Genomic DNA, 17,298 nt, shown 5'->3' with positions numbered 1-17,298 from the left:
CTCCCCCTTCTTCGCCGGCGCTCGGCGATACGCGCGATGCCGCGCCGCCCCGGTCAATGCATGAACTCGGGCGAGGCCAGGAACAGCGCATTCCAGTCCTGCGGCGAGACGGCGCGGGCCAGCACGCCCTGCGTGCGCTCGCCCAGCGTGCCCGCGAGGACGGTGAAATAGAGACGGTTCTGGAGCAGCGGAAAGGCCGGCTCGGCCTCACTCTCCGGCGCCGGCTTGAACAGATTGGCCGGCCCCGAGCCGATCTGGCGCGCCACCTCGAAGCGCGTCACCATCTGGCCGGGCCCGGTCCAGGCCGCCGACGCCAGGGGATAGCCGTCGGGGGTCGAGCGCAGGAACAGCCCCTCGCCCAAGCGCGTGAGCCAGCTCTGCACGGTAGCGGGGTTGCGGATGACGCGCGTGTCGTAGGCGAGCCGCAGGGCCGAGAAGACGAAGCGCACCGGGTCCTTGAAGCGGCCGCCGGCCGCGGCGACAGCGAACTCGGGCGCATGGAACAGCTCATCGAGCACGGCGGCGATGTCGCCGTCGGTCCGCGTGAACGTCGCCGCCAGCTTCTGCACCAGCGCCTCGGCGGGCGTATCGCCGACGAAATAGGTGGCGAGCGCGCGGCCGACGTTGCGGGCCGTCGCGGGATGTCGGCTGAGGATATCCAGCGCCTCGTCCACCTCGGCGAAGCCGCGGCTTTGGATCGGGCGGCCCAGCAGTACCTTGGGGCCGTAGGCGTGCCGGGCCGGATTGAACTCGAACAGCCCGTCGCGGACGAGGTCCTCCTGCATCAGCAGCTTCAGCCGCGGCGGCTCCGCCCTGCTGCTGATGCCGACCCCGGTCAGGATCCGCGCCAGCTGCTCGACGTCGGCCTGGGTGTAGCCGGAGCCGACACCCATGGTGTGGCGCTCCATCAGCTCGCGGGCGTAGTTCTCGTTGATGCGGCCGGCGGCGTTGTCGGCGTTGTCGAGGTAGCGCAGCATGGCCGGGTGCTGCAGCGTCGCCGCCAGCAGGTCGCGGAAGCGGCCGAGGGCATGGGGCCTGATGGCCGTGTCGACGTAGTCGCCCACGCTCGCGCGCACGTTCGCCTTGCCGATGAAGACGTTGAAGCGGTTGAGCCAGAACCAGGTCATGCGCTCGCGCAGCTGCGCCGGCGTGTAAAGCGCACGCAAGATCGCCTGATGAACGGAGGCCCGGCCCGCCTCGGTGAGCGCCGTCTGGTGGGCGGCCTGCGCCGCCTCTCGCCGGGTGGGATCGATTTCGGCGGCGGCGGCCTTGGCCTGCGCATCGAAGGCGGCCACCCGCTCGAACAGCGATCCCGCCGGCTGGAGCCTTGCGATCTCGGCCGCAACCGCCTCCGGCAAGGCCTCGCCGGTGCCCGGGTGCAGCTGGTCGCGCAGCCAGGCCTCGCGGCCCATCGCCGCCAGCCGGTCGAAGCTTGCGGGGCTGGCCCCCCACGTCACCGCATCCAGGAGGGCCAGATCCTTTTGCGCGGCCGCATCGTCCCGGGCAACGGCTGCCGGCACCGCGAGCGGCGCCGCCAGCAGGACGGCGACGAAGGCGGTGGCGCCGAGGAGGCAACGCCGCTGAGCAAGCACCATGCGCAGGACCCGAATGCGGTCGACGAGGCGATGGTGGCGCCCAAACGGGGCTGCAGCGTGACGCACATGCGACCGGGACGCCGCTTAGGCGTCGATGATCGCCACGGCCCGCGTCCAGCCGGCCGACGCGGCGCGGATCTTCACGGGGAAGCACGACACGGTGAAGCCGGTCGAGGGCAGCTGCTCCAGGCCGTGCAGCTTCTCCAGGTGGCAGTAGCCGATGTGACGCCCGGCCTTGTGACCCTCCCAGATGAGGCTCGCATCGCCGGTCTCGGCGAACTTGCGGGCGGTGTGGGAGAACGGCGCGTCCCAGCTCCAGCCGTCGGTGCCGGTGACGCGCACGCCGCGCTCGAGCAGGTACATGGTCGCCGCATAGCCCATGCCGCAGCCGGAATCGACGTAGTCGGCCTCGCCATAGCGCTCGCCCGCACGTGTATTGACCAGCACGATCTCCAGCGGCTTCAGCGTGTGGCCGATGCGTCCAAGCTCTGCCTCGACGTCGGCGGGGGTCGCCACGTAGCCGTCCGGCAGGTGGCGGAAATCGAGCTTCACCCCCGGTTGCAGGCACCACTCCAGCGGCACCTCGTCGATGGTGATGGCACGCTCGCCCCGGTTCATGGTGGAGTGGAAGTGATAGGGCGCATCCAGATGCGTGCCGTTGTGGGTCGAGATCTCCGCCCGCTCCACGGCCCAGCCCTCGCCATCCGGCAGGTCCTCCGGCTTGAGGCCGGGAAACAGCGAGGCGACCAGCGGCGCCGACTGCCGGTGGTCCGTGTAGTGCAGCTTGGGCGTCTGGATCGGCGGATCGGCCGGGACATCGTTCTCGAGGGGGACGGATATGTCGATCAACCGCCGTGCCATGCTTGAGCCTCCCGTGCTTGGCCGCCGGGCGCCGCGGCGGGCGCCCTTGGGCACCGATCATCGGTCGGCCCCGCCGGCCCTGGCAAGCCGCGGCGAGGTCCCAGCCGCGTGGCGCAAGCGGAGCTTCCGGGCCCCGTCATGCAGCACGGCGACTTGATGTTGCAGCTGCGATCACGGAGATGAGGGGGTAAGCGGCTACGCCGATCGATCGCTCGCACGCAGGATATCCATGACCGTCTCCATCCCCGAAGGCTTCATCCGCCTGCCCCAGGCCGGCGGGCCGTTCTTCGCCATCAACGGACCGCTCTACGCCAAATACGACGCGGGGCGCCTGCGCGTCGGCTTCCGCGTCGAGGAACGCCACTGCAATCCGATGCAGATGGCCCACGGCGGCATGCTGATGGCCTTTGCCGATATGCTGATGCCCATGAGCGCCAACTTCGCCGAGGGGCTCAGTCAGTTCCTGCCGACGGTCGGCATGACCATGGACTTCGTCGGCCCCGCGCGCCTCGGCAGCTGGGTCGAGGGCACGACGGACATCCTGCGGGTCACCCGCAACCTGGTGTTCACCCAGGCCCTGGTCACCGCCGACGGCGAGGTGGTGATGCGCACCAGCGGCACCTTCAAGCGCGGGCAGCAGATGGAGGGCTTCAACCTGCGCCAGCAGCTCGGCCAGGCGCGCGAGCTCGCCGACGAGACGCTGGCCGAATAGCGCCGAGCCGGCTGTTCGGCGCCGCGCCGGCCCGAGGCGCGCCGGCTCAGCGGCCGATGTGGCGGGCGACCTCACTGGCCAGGGCCTCCACCTCGAGCGCCCCGGAGCTGCCCGGCTGGGTCTCGCCCACCGCCCGGCCCTGCCCCATGCTGGCCGGAAAGGCGACGCGGTTGCCCAGCTGCGCTTCCGCCACCAGGTGGCCGAGACGCTGGACCGCCGCCAGCACCTGGGCGGTCAGGGCAGCGCGGCGCACCACGCGATTGGCGACGAGGATCGACCGGCTGCCCTCCTTGGCGATCATCGCCAGAGTCGGGTCGACGGCCCACAGGTCGATGTGCGTCGGCTGGATCGGCACCGCCACCAGGTCTGCCGCCTCGATCGCCGGCCGCGTCTCCAGGTCGGACTTGGGCGGGGTGTCGATCACCACCAGATGATGATCGCGCACGAGGCTGCGGGCCTCCCGCCGCGCGCCCCAGCCGCTGGCCGTGCGGAAGACGAGGCCGGTCTTGGCCTCCCCCAGCGTCTGCTCGCGCATCTCGAACCATTGCCCCAGGCTGCCCTGGGGATCGACGTCGAGCACCGCCACCGGCGCATCGGGCCGGCTGAAGGCCACCGCCAGGTGGGCCGCCAGCGTGGTCTTGCCGGAGCCCCCCTTCTGTTGCGACACGGTGATGATCTTGCCCGTCATGAACCGTTCCCCGGCAGGAGGTCGTCACGGGTGAGCTTAGAGCATGAACGGCACCGCCGGGGCACCGGTTTTGCGGCAGACGGGCGCCGCAATGCCGCAAAGTTGGTCGCCGCAGCAGCCGCGCCGGGACCTCCAGGCGACGAAAAAGGGCCGGCATGGCGAACCATGCCGGCCCTTCATTCGCGCGTGAGCGGAGCGGCGTCAGCCGGCCTGCTGGATCGCCGACAGGATCCAGGGACCGCGGTTGTCGCGGCGGAACGTCCACAGCTCCACCGCCTCGCTCGGAACGTTCGGGTCGCCCCCGACGACGCGGCCGCTGGCCCGTTCGACGGTCGCGTCCTTGATCGAGAAGCGCAGAGCCACGGTGGCGTAGTCGGTCGGCCCCTCGCGCCACGCTTCGGCCAGGTCGCCCTGCAGCAGCCGCGGCTCGGTTACCGTGTTGACCACGCCGCGGCGGGCGTTCTCGGCCAGTTCCTCGCTGAGGTAGCCGAACATCTCCGGCGTGGTGATGCGGCGCAGGGCATCGGCGTCCTCGCGGCCGTAGGACGTCTGCAATTCGCCCAGGAGGCGCTCGAAGGCGCCGTAGTCATCGGGACCGATGCCCACGGTGTCGCTGCGCGTCGGCGCAGGCTGGGCCGCGCCGGGGCGCGCCATGCCGCCTGGGGCAGCACCGCCCGTACCTCCGCCAAGACCGCTCAGACCGGCGAGGCCACCCGGGCCCGCAGGTCCCATGCCCTGGCGCAGGTTCGGCCCGGCGCCCGCAAGGGCGGGCTCGGAACGGCGCCGGAAGAAGCGCAGCGCCAACATCACCAGGCCGACGATCAGGCCCACCTGCAGCAGCAGCCCCAGGAACGAGGCAATGCCGGCGAGGCCGCCGAACAGGCCGTTGCCGGCCAGCAGGCCGAACAGGCCGGCCCCGAGCAGGCCGGCCATCAGACCGCCACCAAAGCCGAAGCGCGAGCGCTGCGCCTGCTGGGCAGCACCTGCCATGCCGCCGTTCTGGTAGCCCGGCTGGGTCTGCGAGCGCTGCAACGGTTGAGCGGCACCGGGCGCCGTCTGCGTTGACGGCGGCGTCGAAAAGGTTTTGGAGCCGCGGCTGCCGCCCGAGGACGGACGGGCATCTGCGACGCTGACGGCGAGACTGGCTGCCAGGGCGGACGCCAAGACGATGCGGCCCGCACGAGACAAGAAAGACGGCATTTCAGGTTCCCCTCCCGCGGATCGGTGTCACGGCCCGGGCCGGCATGCGGGTCGGCCCGGCATCGTCCCGTATCGGAGATGCCCGGCCGCAAACCGGCGTATGCCGTCCGGACATGCTAGGTCCGCGCATGTATCATATGGGATGACCGCGCTCCGACGGAAGGGGGCGGGAGCGTGCAACCGACAAGCCGTGCAGGGAAACGCAGCCGGAAGCCCACCGCCGCCGTTGCGGCGCAGGCATCCCGCTCGCCTCGTCGCCATCATCCACAGGCATCATCGCTTGAGGCTTGCAAAGGCGCGGCCGATCCCGTATTGGACGCGCCTTGACCGCGGGCCATCTGCCCGCCGTCGGCGCCCGTAGCTCAGCTGGATAGAGCACCAGACTACGAATCTGGGGGTCAGAGGTTCGAATCCTTTCGGGCGCGCCAGTCTTTTCCCAGTCTTTTTAATGGCTTAGCACCACAACGCCGTGCGAGAGCGGCGAATTGGTACGGGTTTTGACTGCGGATAGCCCCCCAACCGCTCGGGATCAAGCCCGCTTGGCGCCGTTTCGGGTTGCCGACCCCGCCAAGGTTGGGGTTGGGAATTCGAAACAGTACCGCTCCCTCAGATCGAGCCAGTACTCTCGCTCCAGCTCCAGGGACCCCAACGGTCAGCCAAGCGGCCGGCCGATATTTCTATGCGCCTCCACCCCGGCTGCTCGATTGCGCCGATCCGTGCGACATGCGCCCCCGAAACGTAGCTGCGCAGTTCGTCACAGCCGAGGCGATAAGGCGCCGGGTCTGCATCGTAGGATTCCAGATAGTGCCTCGCGAGTTCACCGCGACGGTCTGGTGGCAAAGCCATGTCGACAATCGCCTCAGCCTGGGCCTCGTCGAAAGCTGCATTGCGGCCAGGAAAGATCACCGCCTGGTCCGGGAACCGATCCGACTCGCCATAGCGGATTGCGAAGACCCGCGCATCATCACGCCAGCCGGGCAGATACCGGATACGCTCCGGATCGGCGCGCGGATGAAGCATTCCGTGATATTTCGCGAGATGGATTTGGGCCGGGACGGCGAAGCGAAGATCGGCGTGATCTGCCATCTCGCATAAGATCGGGGTCATGCCCGCGACCTCGTCCCGGATTTCCGTCGCCGTCATGATGGCGAGATCGGCACGATCTGCCTCGATCAGTCGGCGTACCGCTCGGGGATCGCCAGCCGCCAGTTCGTGGATGTGGAAGTCAATGCCGTTGAATGGCAGGCTGACTGGCTCGAGGCCGTTGCGCCGCTCAATGATCCCGAGCATCCATTCGGTCGGATCGAAGCCAAGTTGGCTGAAATCGGATTGCATCAGGCCTGTCGCCGACCAGTAGGGGCCAGCGATGCCCGGCCGGGCCAGCTCTTTCGTGGTCAGTTCGGCGATGAAGTCAGCGTCATAGAGCCCCTCATGGTCGTCGTCGCTTTCGCCGTGACCGGCTCTGCCCAGCATATGGGCGGCGCATGCCCGCACATAGTCGGACGAATGATCGAGGATCGGAGGCAGGCGCGAACCTTCCCACGGTTCAAGGCCGCCGATGAGCACGATAGCCCCTTCAATTCGATCGAGCGGCACGCCGGCCGGACACCGATCGCGAAGGTCCCGCAGCCAAGGCACGAGGACCTCGGGAAACGGCGGACCGTCACCCTTGTGGCGCAACTGGTCTACGAAGACGAGCGTCACATCGGAATGGTGACAGCTCGCCCGGTCCACTACGCCGGTCAGCCAAACGGCGCGCTGCCGCTTCGTATCGGTCGACACGCCCGGCGCTCCTAGCGGAGGCGAGTGTTCAGCCCAGAACGCTGCCATGGATAGCCGCTCGACCGCTGACGCGCGGACCGCTGCGTCGTCCAATTCCAGCAGGCCTGCAACGCGCACATACCATTCCGACCAGTCGCGGGGCTGGAAGCGATGGAGCGGAGCCTCAAGCAGAGACTGAATGAGTTTATCATCCATGATTGCGAGATAGCATATAGGGCCTTGATCATGCGGACAGTTGATCTGAAATGTACGGTGCAGTGGGGAGCCCCGGTCAAAACACCTCTGCCCAAAGCGCGCTTTCGTCCGCACTCGCGACTTTGCGACTGATATGTTCACGCCTGCGCCGCAGCGACAAATCATCGATCGCCAACGCCGGACTGGACGGCATCGAGGTACGACGTCGGTGGTGATCACGATCGCCGGGACGCGGGGCATGAATGGTGCTGATCGCCGGGATGCGCACCTCGCCGGCCAGTCGGCGCGTCGACGATTTCATCAAAGCACGCGCCAAGAGCGGCCAATCGAAAGCGAACGGCCCTGTCTGTGGGTCGGCGCGGCCGTGAAGGCGCGCTCCGCCGGCCGACACCGGGGGTGTACGTACCCTGCGATTGGTGCCCAACCCAATCGCAGGAGGCCGGTCCCCTGCACTCAGAAGGTGCGATCGACGCGGAAGCGTGTCAGCCAGTTGTCGTCGAAGCTGACGGTCTTGCCCGTCAAGGCGCCGTACTTGTTGTTGTCGACCACCCGGCCCCTCGGGTCGACGCGCTGGTACGCCACCTCGACGCCGATATCGAGGTCCTTGACCGGCGACCAGACCAGGTTGGCGACGGTCACCATCTCGTTGAAGCTCTTGAAGGCGACGTTGGTGGAACCGGCAGCCAGCGAGGCTGGGGTCACGACGCCGGCCGAATTCGCATAGAGGTTGCCGAGCGGGCCGGCGGTGCGGGCCGAACCGGGATACTGCAGCTCGCCATAGGTGAAGACGAAGCCCGACCGCCACTGCGGTGCCCAATAGTGCAGAAAGGCGGCGGCCATCGACCACGACCGCGTCAGCTTGATATCGCCGCTGTTGGGATCGACATAGCCATCCACCTTGTACGCGAAGAAGCGGGCGCCGCCGCCCGGTCCCGCCTCGATCGGGCTCTCGGTGCCGATCGGGACGGAGACGCCGGTGTAGGACATGGCGCCGCGCGCATACGCCGCCTGCAGCCACAGCGCGTCGCCCGGCGCCAGGAACGGCAGCTTGAACTTCACGCCGGCCTGGATGCCGTAGCCATACGCCGCCTCGGGCCGCTGGGGGTAGAGGCCCCCCGCCGCCACCGCCGCCGGCGGGACCGCAACACCGGCGTTGTTGTAGACGCCGAGGTTGTTGTAGCCGCCGATGGACACCTGGTGGACGGCGGCCGAGATCTGGGCCGAGCCCCAGCTCTGGTCGACGCGCAGGTTGGCGACGAAGTCGGGCAGCTGCTGGCGCTGGGCGATGTCGACGAAGGCGTAGCCCGTCCGCTGACCGGCGGCGTTGAAGAGATACACAGGAGAGCCGTAGGTGCAGCCATTGACGCCAGCGGCGCACAGGCCTTGGAGAACCGGGTCGATCGAGCCGGCGTTCGGCTGGCCGAAGGTGAGATTGGCACCCGGGACGACGCTCTGCGGATTGGCCGAGAACAACGGGTTGCGGCGGAACGACGGGTCTTCCGCCGACACCGTGGCGCTCCAGCCATGGCCGAAGTGATAGGTATAGGCGAGCAGGTTGGTGGAGAAGACGTTCGATGCGATCGAGAAGTTCGTCAGCTCGACGTCGGTCACGTAGAAATCATAGAATGACGACGCGCGACCGGCGGTGAGACCGGCGAACTGAATGAAGGCCTTGTCGACGTCCACGAACTTGTAGGCGCGGTTGTAGGTGTCGATGCCCGTGGCGTTGAATGCAAACGGGCCCCAGCTGCGCAGTGTGCCGGAGGCGCCATGCTGCTGGCCGGTACGGCTGGCCATGTCGAAGCGGACGAAGGTGCGCAGCGTGCCCCAGGCGGTGGACGTGCGGGCGTCCACCTGGATACGGCCGGCACCGATGAAGTTGGATCGATCGGCAAGATTCAGCGAACGATACTGAGCAAACTCGTATTGGAACTGGGCACGGCCACCGATCTTGATGCAAGTGTCGGTGCCCGGGATGTAGAAGAAGCCGACGCCATGCACCGCGCAGACCTTCACGTACTCGACCGGCGCCGCCTTCGTCATGGGAAGATCGGCCGCAAGCGCTGCCGGCATTGACATCAGGGCCATACATGACCCCAGCAGTAGACTTCTATAAGGCTGCATTTTTTCCTCCGAAGACATATTTGGCGCGGCTCGACCCGCGCGGCCCGCAGCGCTCACCGACTCATCTCAAATACTTCCGAGCTGAGAATATGACGGCGCACACACGCCATAATTTCTTATTATATTATCAGATGATCAAGTATTCATAATTCAATGTACGTTTTGAAACGAAGAGCGTCACCATCGTGTCACGTCCGACGCGATCGCAGCGCAAGAGATCGAATTGGACGAGCGCCCGTCTATGCTACTCTGCGGCTCGTAGCTACGCAGAGATAGACGTTCTAGACTCGAAGCGGATCGGCAATCGACAACTTGTCTTGGACTGTCGCGGCGCTGCGCGTGGTTTCGGTCTCGCCGGTGGTGGATTCGCTCGGGAGCCGGGCCCGGCGGACGTCGCCACTCGCAGCGCGGTGCTGGCGCAGGCAACGCCAGACGGTCGATTTACTGAGGCCGACCGCCCTGGAGATTTCGGCAAGCGTATTTGACTGGCTGAGGATAAGTATCGTGTAAAGCAACTCAGTCGTAAGTTTGGCCGGCCGCCCCTGCTTCGCACGCGCCTCGATTCCCGGTACCGTCCTCCTCCTTCCGCTCACCCCGGTAGACGAGCCGATGGCCACTTTGTTCAACTTGAGGCAAAACTGGCCGATCGTAGCGGACGACACGTTGTCTTCCACCGCTGCAAATTGTATGGAGTCCCGATAAAGTCGCGATATCAGCCGCACAATGCCCTGGGCGTCCAAGCCCAGCGAGGCCAAGCTCGGGACTACGAGCCTATCGCCGGGCTGGAGTTCATTGACGAGCTTGCTCAGGCCACCGTTGCCGGTCTCGAGGCCCAGCGAAAGCACGATGTCCGCGCAGCCCTCGGCATCGAGGCGCGTCATTTTCTCGGCTGCTTGCTCCTTGGTCTCTGCCGCAAGGTAGCCGACCGTACGCCCGTTGCGCCCGGGCCTATACATGGCCGCCGGACTTTAGAGCGTTTTCGAGCGAAGTGGACGCCGGTTCGCGTGAAGAAAACGCGACAAAACAAACAGATAGAGCATTTCGGCGGTTCGAAGAAGCGCGGAAATGCTCTAGTGAAGCGCGGCAAGCGCACCAAAGCGCCTCCCGTTCGAGCCCGACGCAGCGCCCTTCGACCAGGGCTGGCGGGCGCGACAACGGCAAGCCGTGCGCCACGCCCTTCGAGCAAGGTAGAGGCCCCATGATCATTCCCCCTCGCAGCGGATTTCGCACCGAAATCTGTCAGCTACGTTTCCTCTTGAGTATCCTTGATGGTCGCCCGGCCGCGGCCGGCAGATCCAACAGGATACCTCCACTCTTGATTTTTTACTTGGCCTTTGGCGCCAAGGCGGTGCCATCGGTATGCGCGGCAGCACGTCGGCTGCCGATCCCGCCGCTTCTCCGCTTCATATAAGGCGGGCCGCGCTTGGTCCAATGCGAACCGAGTGCAAGGCATGAGATCGTCTCATGGCTCCCGCCCGACATTTGCCCGCTCCGTGCGCGAACCATCCGCCGAACGTCTCACCGCGCCATTGCCTTGCTTGGTCTGTGGCCGCTCGCTGCGTGTTAGGCCGGGAGGCTCCAACGCTTGCTCGAGCGGGCGGCAAGCCAAAAATGGATTGCGGCCCAGATCGGCATGCAGGTCGTCGCCATCAGGGCGTAGCGTAAACTTTCGGACCCGAGGCTCGGTGCGAGACGATCGCTGATCACGCCCACAGCGACGGGTCCGAGGCCGAGGCCGAGGAGCGACGACATCAGCAACAGAATGGCGACAGCGGTCGCTCGCCGGTGCGGTTCGACATAGGTCTGCAACGCGGACAGCGCGACGCCTCCGCCGGAGGAGCCGATGAAGAATGCCATCAGCTGAAACCCGAGGGCGACCTTCCAATCGGCGACCCAAAAAGACGGCAGCATGAACAGCGGAAAGAGCGCAAATACGAGCAGCGGCCACCACAGCTCCCACCGCACATCGCGGGGCCCGAGGCGTATCAGGGCATAGCCGCCGAAGATCGTTCCCAGAACGCCGCCGATGGCGCCGGTCGCGCCGCTGTACAGCCCCACCTCGGCCAGGGTCAATCCGTGGCTACGGATGAAGAAGGCCGGTAGCCATTGGACAATTCCGTAGCTGCCGAATGCGGCGACGGCGACGCCCAAGACGAGATGAACCAGAGGAGGCCGCGCCACAAGCGCCTTCAGCGTCGCCAGCGTGGATTCGGCCGACGCACGGGCATGACCTTCGCCGCGTGGCGGTTCGCGCGCCGTGAAGAACATCAGGAGCGCCAGCGGAATGCCGAACAGGCCCGCGATCACCAAGGCCGCTCGCCACCCCCAGAGTTGCGCGGCCGCGCCCGCGAGCGCCAACCCTGCGCTTTGCCCAAGGACTCCGCCCGCCTGGAAGATGCTGATGGCAAAGGCCCGACGCTCGCGCGGGAACAGGTCGCCCAGAAGCGAGTGGGCGGCGGGCACGCAGCCTGCCTCGCCGACGCCTACGGCCGCTCGGGCGACGAACAGTTCAGTAAAGTTGCGCGCCAGCCCGGTCAGGGCGGTCATGGCGCTCCATATCGCAAGGCAGATCGACACGAGCGTGACGCGGGACCGACGATCCGCGATGCGCGCGAGCGGCAGCGCCAGCACCGCGTAGAGCATCGCGAAGGCAAAGCCGGCGACCAGGCCCATCTGCGCATCTGTGAGGCCGAGCTCCCGCTTGATCGGTTCGAGCAGGATCGCAATCACCATGCGATCGAGATAGTTGAAGAAGCTCACCGCGGTCAGGAGGCCCAGCACGTAGGCTGGCGTGCTGATTCTCACCCGCCGGGGCGCGCCTGCACCAAATCCGGCAAGTGGGCGATCTTGGCTGCTCATCCGCACGTCCTCCCTCGGAAGCCGCTTTGTCTTCCGAATATTTAGGTTTGTTCTGGTCAGCTTCTGGCGCGGGCTGCGGCGTTTCATAGACCGCGCAAGCGGCTATCCACGCCTCTCGGTGAGGACGAGGGGCACGGGCAGCCCGATCGGACAGGCGTGGGGCCGATGGGTCGGCTCAGCTCACGCCGCAGGCGGCATCGCGGCGAGCAGGGCCGCGGTACGCGCGGCGATCGGATCCATCGAGGACCGGTCGGTATGAACGTAGAGGCGGTTCTCGCGTATCGCGGCCAGCACCATGTCGCCGACGGCGTCGGGCGGTGTGCCTTGCGCCAGGGAATCCGTCATCACCTGCTGTCTCGCAAAGGCATTGCTCCGTTGCGCCGCGGACATGGACTTCGTGACCCTCGGCTGAGCTGCTCGCGTCCGCGCGATGATGTCCGTCGCGACGGGGCCGGGACACAATACGGTCACCCCGATGTTCTGGTCTTCAAGCTCGACGCCAAGCGCCTCGCTCAGGCCCACCACGGCGAATTTGGCCGTGGCGTAGAGCACTCCGCCCCCCGTCGCGTACAGCCCCGCGCCAGAAGCCGTATTGACGATATGACCACCCCCGCCGCGCTCCACGATCCGTGGCAGGAAGGCCTGAACGCCGTTGATCACGCCGCCCAGGTTGATCCCCATGCCCCAGTCCCACAGTTCATAAGTGAGCCTGTCGGCCGGGGCTCCACCGGCAACGCCCGCGTTGTTCACCAGGATCGATACCGGCCCGAGCTTGGCCTCCACGTCGTCCGCCACGCGCGCATAGGCGGCACGGTCGCGGACATCCAGGACGGCAATGGCGACCTCCGTCACCTGACCCAGCTCCGCTGCCGCCCGCTCGAGCGCGAGGGAGTCCAGATCGATCAGAGCGAGCTTCGCTCCTGCTCGCGCGAGGGAGCGAGCGATGCCGAGGCCGATTCCATTGGCGCCTCCCGTGATGAAGGCGGTGCGATGAGCGATTTCAGTCATGTGCTTCCAATCGAGGGCGTCGGGCCGCGGGCGACGCGCCGCTGGTCAAGAACATGCGAGCGGCAGCTCCCGGCCCCATCGAAGCCGCCGCTCCAGTCTTCGTCGCACTCAGCCCCGCTCGATCCTCGTCTCGCCGAACTCGGCAACCGTCTGCGCGAAGGAACTCGCCTGCATACACGCCATCTGGGTATGATCCTCCAACGCGATCACCCCGGCCAAGTCGCCGATGCACGCCGCTAGCCCCATCGTCTCCTTGGTCTTGCGAAGTCCCACGGGGGAGGTGGCGAGCAAGTCGACGATCAGCGAGCGGGCGGCACCTTCCAGCTCATCGTCGTCGACGACCTCCGATATGAGCCCCGTGGCGAGCGCGCGATCGGCGTGAATGAAGCGGCCGGTCATCATCAAGTCGGCCGCAACGGAGGTGCCTACCATCCGCGGCAGGAAGTAGCTGGTTCCAAGCTCGCAGCCGGAGAGGCCAAGCTTGACGAATGCCGCATTCATCCGAGCGCTGCGGCCCGCGATGCGAATGTCGGAGGCCAATACGAGGTTGAACCCTCCGCCGCACGCCGCGCCCCGAACCAGCGATATGATGGCTTGTGGGCAGGAGCGCATCTTGAGGACGATGTCGGCCAATGACGGGCCCGGGCCCCGATCCGTCGCACCTTTCGGCATGCCCGCTTGCGAACTCTTGAACCAGACGAGATCGAGCCCGGCGCAGAACGCCTTGCCAGCGCCGCGCATGACCACGATCCGGCGCGCATAGTCGGACTGCAGCCCGCCGAAATAATCCCAGAGCTCGCCCACCATCGTCGCATCCAGGGCATTGAGGCGATCCGGCCGATTGAGGGTCAGCCAGTCGACTGCACCTTCATGGACAACGTCGATCGTGGAATAGTCGGTCATCGTTCACCTTCTTTGCCCGTCATTCGGCAACGCGTCGGGCGCTCCGACCCTTCTTTGTTGGCACATCGACTTCAGATCTTCCCTCGACTGTCTCTCGACGCGGCTGTCGCCGTCGCGGGCATCCGGTCGGCGCTCGTTTGCTTGCTTCCAACATCGCCGATGGCCTCATCAAGCGGACAATAGAGGGGCGGAGGCGACAGCAGAAATTCATATGCGGCAGGAGCGATGACCAATAGTCATAGCTGGGCCGCTCCTCCCGTCGGAGCGACCTGTCTGCTGGTTCGAAGCTAAGCATACCCGCAGCTCATATTTGAGAGTAGACAGCTTCCGCGTCGGCCGAGGAGATCCGCATTCGTCACTTGTCATGCGCGACTATTCCCTATAGGAATAGCGCTATGATTGATCGACGTCTTCAGTATGTTGTCTCCACGGCGCATTTCGGTTCATTTACCGCCGCTGCAGAGCGAGTCGGGGTGACCCAGTCGGCGATCACCAAGAGTGTGGCTGATCTGGAGCGACAACTCGGCTATTCGATCTTTACTCGGACCGCCCGCGGCGTTCTCCTGACAGATGAAGGGCGCACGTTTGCGGAGCGCGCGGCACGCCTCCTCGACGAGGCCCAGGACCTGCTTCGCGGAGGATCGGCCGGGTCGGACCCCTACGCCGGTGTGCTCAGGATCGGCGTGTGCCCTGCGTCGCTTGAATGGATTCTGGTGGAGCCATTGTCGACGTTGCTCACCCGACATCCCAAGATCCGGTTTGATATTGTTGGCGGCGGCTTTGACCGCGCGGTGCAGCAGTTACGTGCCGGCGCAATCGATGTAGCCCTTGGCTACGAAGCGGCGTTTGAAGAGCATCCTGACTTCCGTCGCGAGCCACTGCCACCCATGCCGACGACTTTCTTCGTCAGGCATGGCCATCCTATTCTCGCCTGCAAAGAAGTAACTACTGCGGAAATCGCCAAATATGATCTGATTTCGCCCTCCGGCTCCTCGCCCTACGACTACTTCTGGCGTCAAATTTACGAAGAAGCCGGTGTCGACGCCCATGAAAAGCTTCATATAATCGATTACTTTCCAATTGTCGCAAGACTCGTTCATAAGACGGACGCCATTGGCATCGTGTCGATTCATTATACGAATACACGCACCTTCAAGAGTCGATTCGCTTTCGTCCCATTTCTCGAGTCACGGCCGCTTGCGCCGCTCTGTTGCGCAACCCGTCTCCGATGGAGCCCGCGTCCGGCCGTACGCGCCTTCATGAAGGCCTGCCGGGAACGGCGCCTGCGGTCGATGAACGGCAGCGATCGCGAGCCCTCCGTCTCGGCTCACGGCGACATATCGCTGGACAGCGCTGCGGGTCGCCCCGCAGGCGAGTGAGCGAGAGGCGTTCATGTCGATGCCGCACAAAGCGCTGCCGCCAGGAGCGGTTAGCGCTGCGGCATGACCATCGGGCTCGATGCCCCATCGATCGCGATGGAGCGCCGCAGGCCCGTGCTCTCCAGGAGATGCGTTCGCCCGAGCGAAGGGGTAACCGAGGCAACGCGAGACGGCGCCCTGTCCGGACATCGCCCTGCCCGTACCTCAGCCGTTTATGTCGCTGCTGATGACCGGCCCGAACATCTCCCAGCGATCGCCTTCGAACCGCATCATCTGCATCTGTTTGATCGGATAGAAGTCGCTCGGGCTGGTGTTGACCGTGATGCCGGACAGCAGCATGGCACCGCTGGCCACGAACAATTGCGGCACCCGCTTGGCATTGAGGTATTTCTGTATGGCCGTATTCGACGGCGTCCCCACGGAGTTGAAGATGAGGAGGACGTTGCCGCTCTCGACGAGTTTGTGCGTTTGCTCCACGGCCTTCGGCGGACTATAGCTGTCGTCGTAGGAGGTGAAATTGATCTTGCGGCCATTGATACCGCCCTGATCGTTGATCATCCTGAAATAAGCCTCTCCGGTCGCTCCGATCGCGCCATAGGAGGAGGCAGGCCCGCTATAGGGCGTGATGTTACCGATCTTGATCTCGGTGTCGCTTGCTCCTGGATCGTATTTTTTCTGAGCGAAGCCCGGACTGGCCATAAGGGCGAGGCCCGCCAGCGCGATAGCGGCCAGTCTAACCAGCGATCGATTGTGCATTTCTCTCCCCGGTGGCTTTTGCAGGCGCTCTTGGATCTGCGTCCGTCGTACCTGTGGCGCCATAAAACTCGGACTGGTTCGTCAATATTTTTCGCTGTCCGCCTCAATGCGTGCAGAGATGAAGGCGAGTTCGTCGTTCAGCGGAGGGGCGCGCCGGACCCGGAGGGGCGTTTCGGCCTTCAAGAATGCTCCCCGCGTTCGCCGGTCTGTTCCGAACGGACCGGGGTGATCTTGGGCTCCCGATGCGTCCGGCATCAAATTCATTTTTGGGCCGAGGCATGCTCCACAGGAAGGCGTGCAATGACGACACGGCCCATCCCGTCGTGCCATTCCCTTAAGGAATAGTTCCGCCCGCGATCGCTGTGGTGGCCTGGCACGGGCGCGTGTAGCGTCGCGGTCGAAGGACGAAGATGGGGAGGATGGATGAGCCGCTTGGATGGCCGCACGGTCATGGTGGTGGGCGCGGGGGCGATCGGGCCCGGCTGGAGCAACGGCAAGGCCTGCTCCGCCACCTATGCCGAACGCGGCGCAACCGTTGCCTGCGTCGATTACGTCCTGTCGCGCGCCGAGGAGACAGCGCACCTGGTCTCCGAGGCCGGCGGCAGGGCGATCGCGCTGCGGGCCGATGCCACGGACGAGGACGACCTTCGGGCGGCGGTCGAGGCGACGCTGGGCGAGTCGGGGCGTCTCGACGTCATGCACAACAATGTCGGGGTTGGTGGTTCGGCCGGGGCGCCCGATCAGGTCTCCCTCGAGGCCTTCCAGCGCGAAGTCGCGCAGAACCTGACCACGGCCTATCTCGGCATTCGCCTGGCCGCCCCGATCATGCGGGAGCACGGCGGGGGCGTGATCCTGAACACCTCCTCGCTGCTGGCCGTCCGCTTCCTGTCGCGCCCGACGGTCGCCTATGGCGCGGCCAAGGCCGGTGTGGAGGCGCTCACGCGCTCCTGCGCCGCCGCCTACGGGCGAGACAACATCCGCGTGAACTGCCTGCGGATCGGCTTTTCCGAGACGCCGCTGGCCGTGCGCTCGATCGATGCGCGCGGCCTGAGCGGAGAGGAGCGGGAGCAGGCGCTGGATACGACCCGCCGCAAGGTGCCGCTGCGCCGCGAGCATGGTTCACCATTCGACGTTGCCCGCGCGGCGGCGTTCTTCGCGTCTGATGATGCCGGGCACCTCAGCGGGGTGATCCTGAACATCGACGGCGCGCTCGAGTGTGCACCGATCTGAAGACGG

General features: G+C 66.0%; 14 protein-coding genes, 1 tRNA gene and 1 pseudogene. 4 read left to right on the top strand and 12 right to left on the bottom strand.

Features of this window, described 5'->3' with window-relative positions:
• Positions 1 to 53 precede the first annotated feature (53 nt).
• Both IEW34_RS26040 and IEW34_RS26035 read right to left on the bottom strand, forming a co-directional pair.
• Complete coding sequence (locus tag IEW34_RS26040) at positions 54 to 1,595, bottom strand: DUF1800 domain-containing protein (RefSeq protein ID WP_188612137.1); 1,542 nt, start codon at positions 1,593 to 1,595, stop codon at positions 54 to 56.
• An 84-nt stretch (positions 1,596 to 1,679) separates the two neighbouring features.
• Positions 1,680 to 2,456 carry a cyclase family protein gene (locus IEW34_RS26035; protein ID WP_188612136.1) on the bottom strand — a complete coding sequence of 259 codons (777 nt, stop codon included), beginning with the start codon at positions 2,454 to 2,456 and terminating at the stop codon, positions 1,680 to 1,682.
• A gap of 229 nt (positions 2,457 to 2,685) precedes the next feature.
• Between IEW34_RS26035 and IEW34_RS26030 the strand changes: the two genes are divergently transcribed.
• A complete protein-coding gene (locus tag IEW34_RS26030) occupies positions 2,686 to 3,168 on the top strand; it encodes a PaaI family thioesterase (protein ID WP_188612135.1) in 483 nt (160 codons plus the stop codon).
• Positions 3,169 to 3,214: 46 nt separating this feature from the next.
• On the opposite strand, the gene parA is transcribed toward IEW34_RS26030, so the two are convergent.
• Together parA and IEW34_RS26020 are read right to left on the bottom strand one after the other, a co-directional pair.
• The gene (gene parA / locus IEW34_RS26025) at positions 3,215 to 3,856 is read right to left on the bottom strand and encodes a ParA family partition ATPase (RefSeq protein ID WP_188612134.1); all 642 of its coding nucleotides are present in this window, start codon (positions 3,854 to 3,856) and stop codon (positions 3,215 to 3,217) included.
• Positions 3,857 to 4,057: 201 nt separating this feature from the next.
• Positions 4,058 to 5,056 (bottom strand): Tim44 domain-containing protein, encoded by a 999-nt coding sequence (locus IEW34_RS26020; RefSeq protein ID WP_188612133.1) that lies wholly within the window; start codon positions 5,054 to 5,056, stop codon positions 4,058 to 4,060.
• Between the two features lie 351 nt (positions 5,057 to 5,407).
• Here IEW34_RS26020 and IEW34_RS26015 point away from each other — a divergent pair.
• A tRNA-Arg gene (locus tag IEW34_RS26015) sits at positions 5,408 to 5,484 on the top strand.
• A 178-nt stretch (positions 5,485 to 5,662) separates the two neighbouring features.
• On the opposite strand, the gene IEW34_RS26010 is transcribed toward IEW34_RS26015, so the two are convergent.
• The 7 genes from IEW34_RS26010 to IEW34_RS25980 all read right to left on the bottom strand — a co-directional run bounded on the left by IEW34_RS26010 (position 5,663) and on the right by IEW34_RS25980 (position 13,927).
• Positions 5,663 to 6,838: a hypothetical protein gene (locus IEW34_RS26010; RefSeq protein ID WP_188612132.1), complete on the bottom strand. Its 1,176-nt coding sequence runs from the start codon at positions 6,836 to 6,838 to the stop codon at positions 5,663 to 5,665.
• A 271-nt stretch (positions 6,839 to 7,109) separates the two neighbouring features.
• Positions 7,110 to 7,334 carry a hypothetical protein gene (locus IEW34_RS26005; protein WP_188612131.1) on the bottom strand — a complete coding sequence of 75 codons (225 nt, stop codon included), beginning with the start codon at positions 7,332 to 7,334 and terminating at the stop codon, positions 7,110 to 7,112.
• Positions 7,335 to 7,486: 152 nt separating this feature from the next.
• Positions 7,487 to 9,076, bottom strand: coding sequence for a porin (locus tag IEW34_RS26000; protein ID WP_188612130.1), 1,590 nt, complete (start codon positions 9,074 to 9,076; stop codon positions 7,487 to 7,489).
• A 362-nt stretch (positions 9,077 to 9,438) separates the two neighbouring features.
• Complete coding sequence (locus IEW34_RS25995; RefSeq protein ID WP_188612129.1) at positions 9,439 to 10,038, bottom strand: recombinase family protein; 600 nt, start codon at positions 10,036 to 10,038, stop codon at positions 9,439 to 9,441.
• A 682-nt stretch (positions 10,039 to 10,720) separates the two neighbouring features.
• Positions 10,721 to 12,016, bottom strand: a complete 1,296-nt coding sequence (locus IEW34_RS25990) for a spinster family MFS transporter (RefSeq protein ID WP_188612128.1) — start codon at positions 12,014 to 12,016, stop codon at positions 10,721 to 10,723.
• A 180-nt stretch (positions 12,017 to 12,196) separates the two neighbouring features.
• On the bottom strand, positions 12,197 to 13,024 hold the full coding sequence (locus tag IEW34_RS25985; protein ID WP_188612127.1) for an SDR family oxidoreductase: 828 nt from the start codon (positions 13,022 to 13,024) through the stop codon (positions 12,197 to 12,199).
• A 108-nt stretch (positions 13,025 to 13,132) separates the two neighbouring features.
• Positions 13,133 to 13,927, bottom strand: a complete 795-nt coding sequence (locus tag IEW34_RS25980) for an enoyl-CoA hydratase/isomerase family protein (RefSeq protein ID WP_188612126.1) — start codon at positions 13,925 to 13,927, stop codon at positions 13,133 to 13,135.
• Between the two features lie 395 nt (positions 13,928 to 14,322).
• On the opposite strand from IEW34_RS25980, the gene IEW34_RS25975 reads away from it, so the two are divergent.
• Positions 14,323 to 15,306, top strand: coding sequence for a LysR family transcriptional regulator (locus IEW34_RS25975; RefSeq protein ID WP_188612125.1), 984 nt, complete (start codon positions 14,323 to 14,325; stop codon positions 15,304 to 15,306).
• Positions 15,307 to 15,645: 339 nt separating this feature from the next.
• On the opposite strand, the pseudogene IEW34_RS25970 reads toward IEW34_RS25975, so the two are convergent.
• Positions 15,646 to 16,062 (bottom strand): annotated as a pseudogene (locus tag IEW34_RS25970) (ABC transporter substrate-binding protein); the annotation flags it as partial.
• 423 nt (positions 16,063 to 16,485) lie between these two features.
• Between IEW34_RS25970 and IEW34_RS25965 the strand changes: the two are divergent.
• Complete coding sequence (locus IEW34_RS25965; RefSeq protein ID WP_210324589.1) at positions 16,486 to 17,292, top strand: SDR family NAD(P)-dependent oxidoreductase; 807 nt, start codon at positions 16,486 to 16,488, stop codon at positions 17,290 to 17,292.
• The last annotated feature ends 6 nt before the right edge of the window (positions 17,293 to 17,298 follow it).

This window comes from Chelatococcus reniformis, from assembly GCF_014640075.1.
In the GTDB taxonomy this organism is placed as follows: domain Bacteria; phylum Pseudomonadota; class Alphaproteobacteria; order Rhizobiales; family Beijerinckiaceae; genus Camelimonas; species Camelimonas reniformis.
Note: the sequence above shows the minus strand (reverse complement) of the source record. Positions and strands in the feature narration are given on the sequence as shown.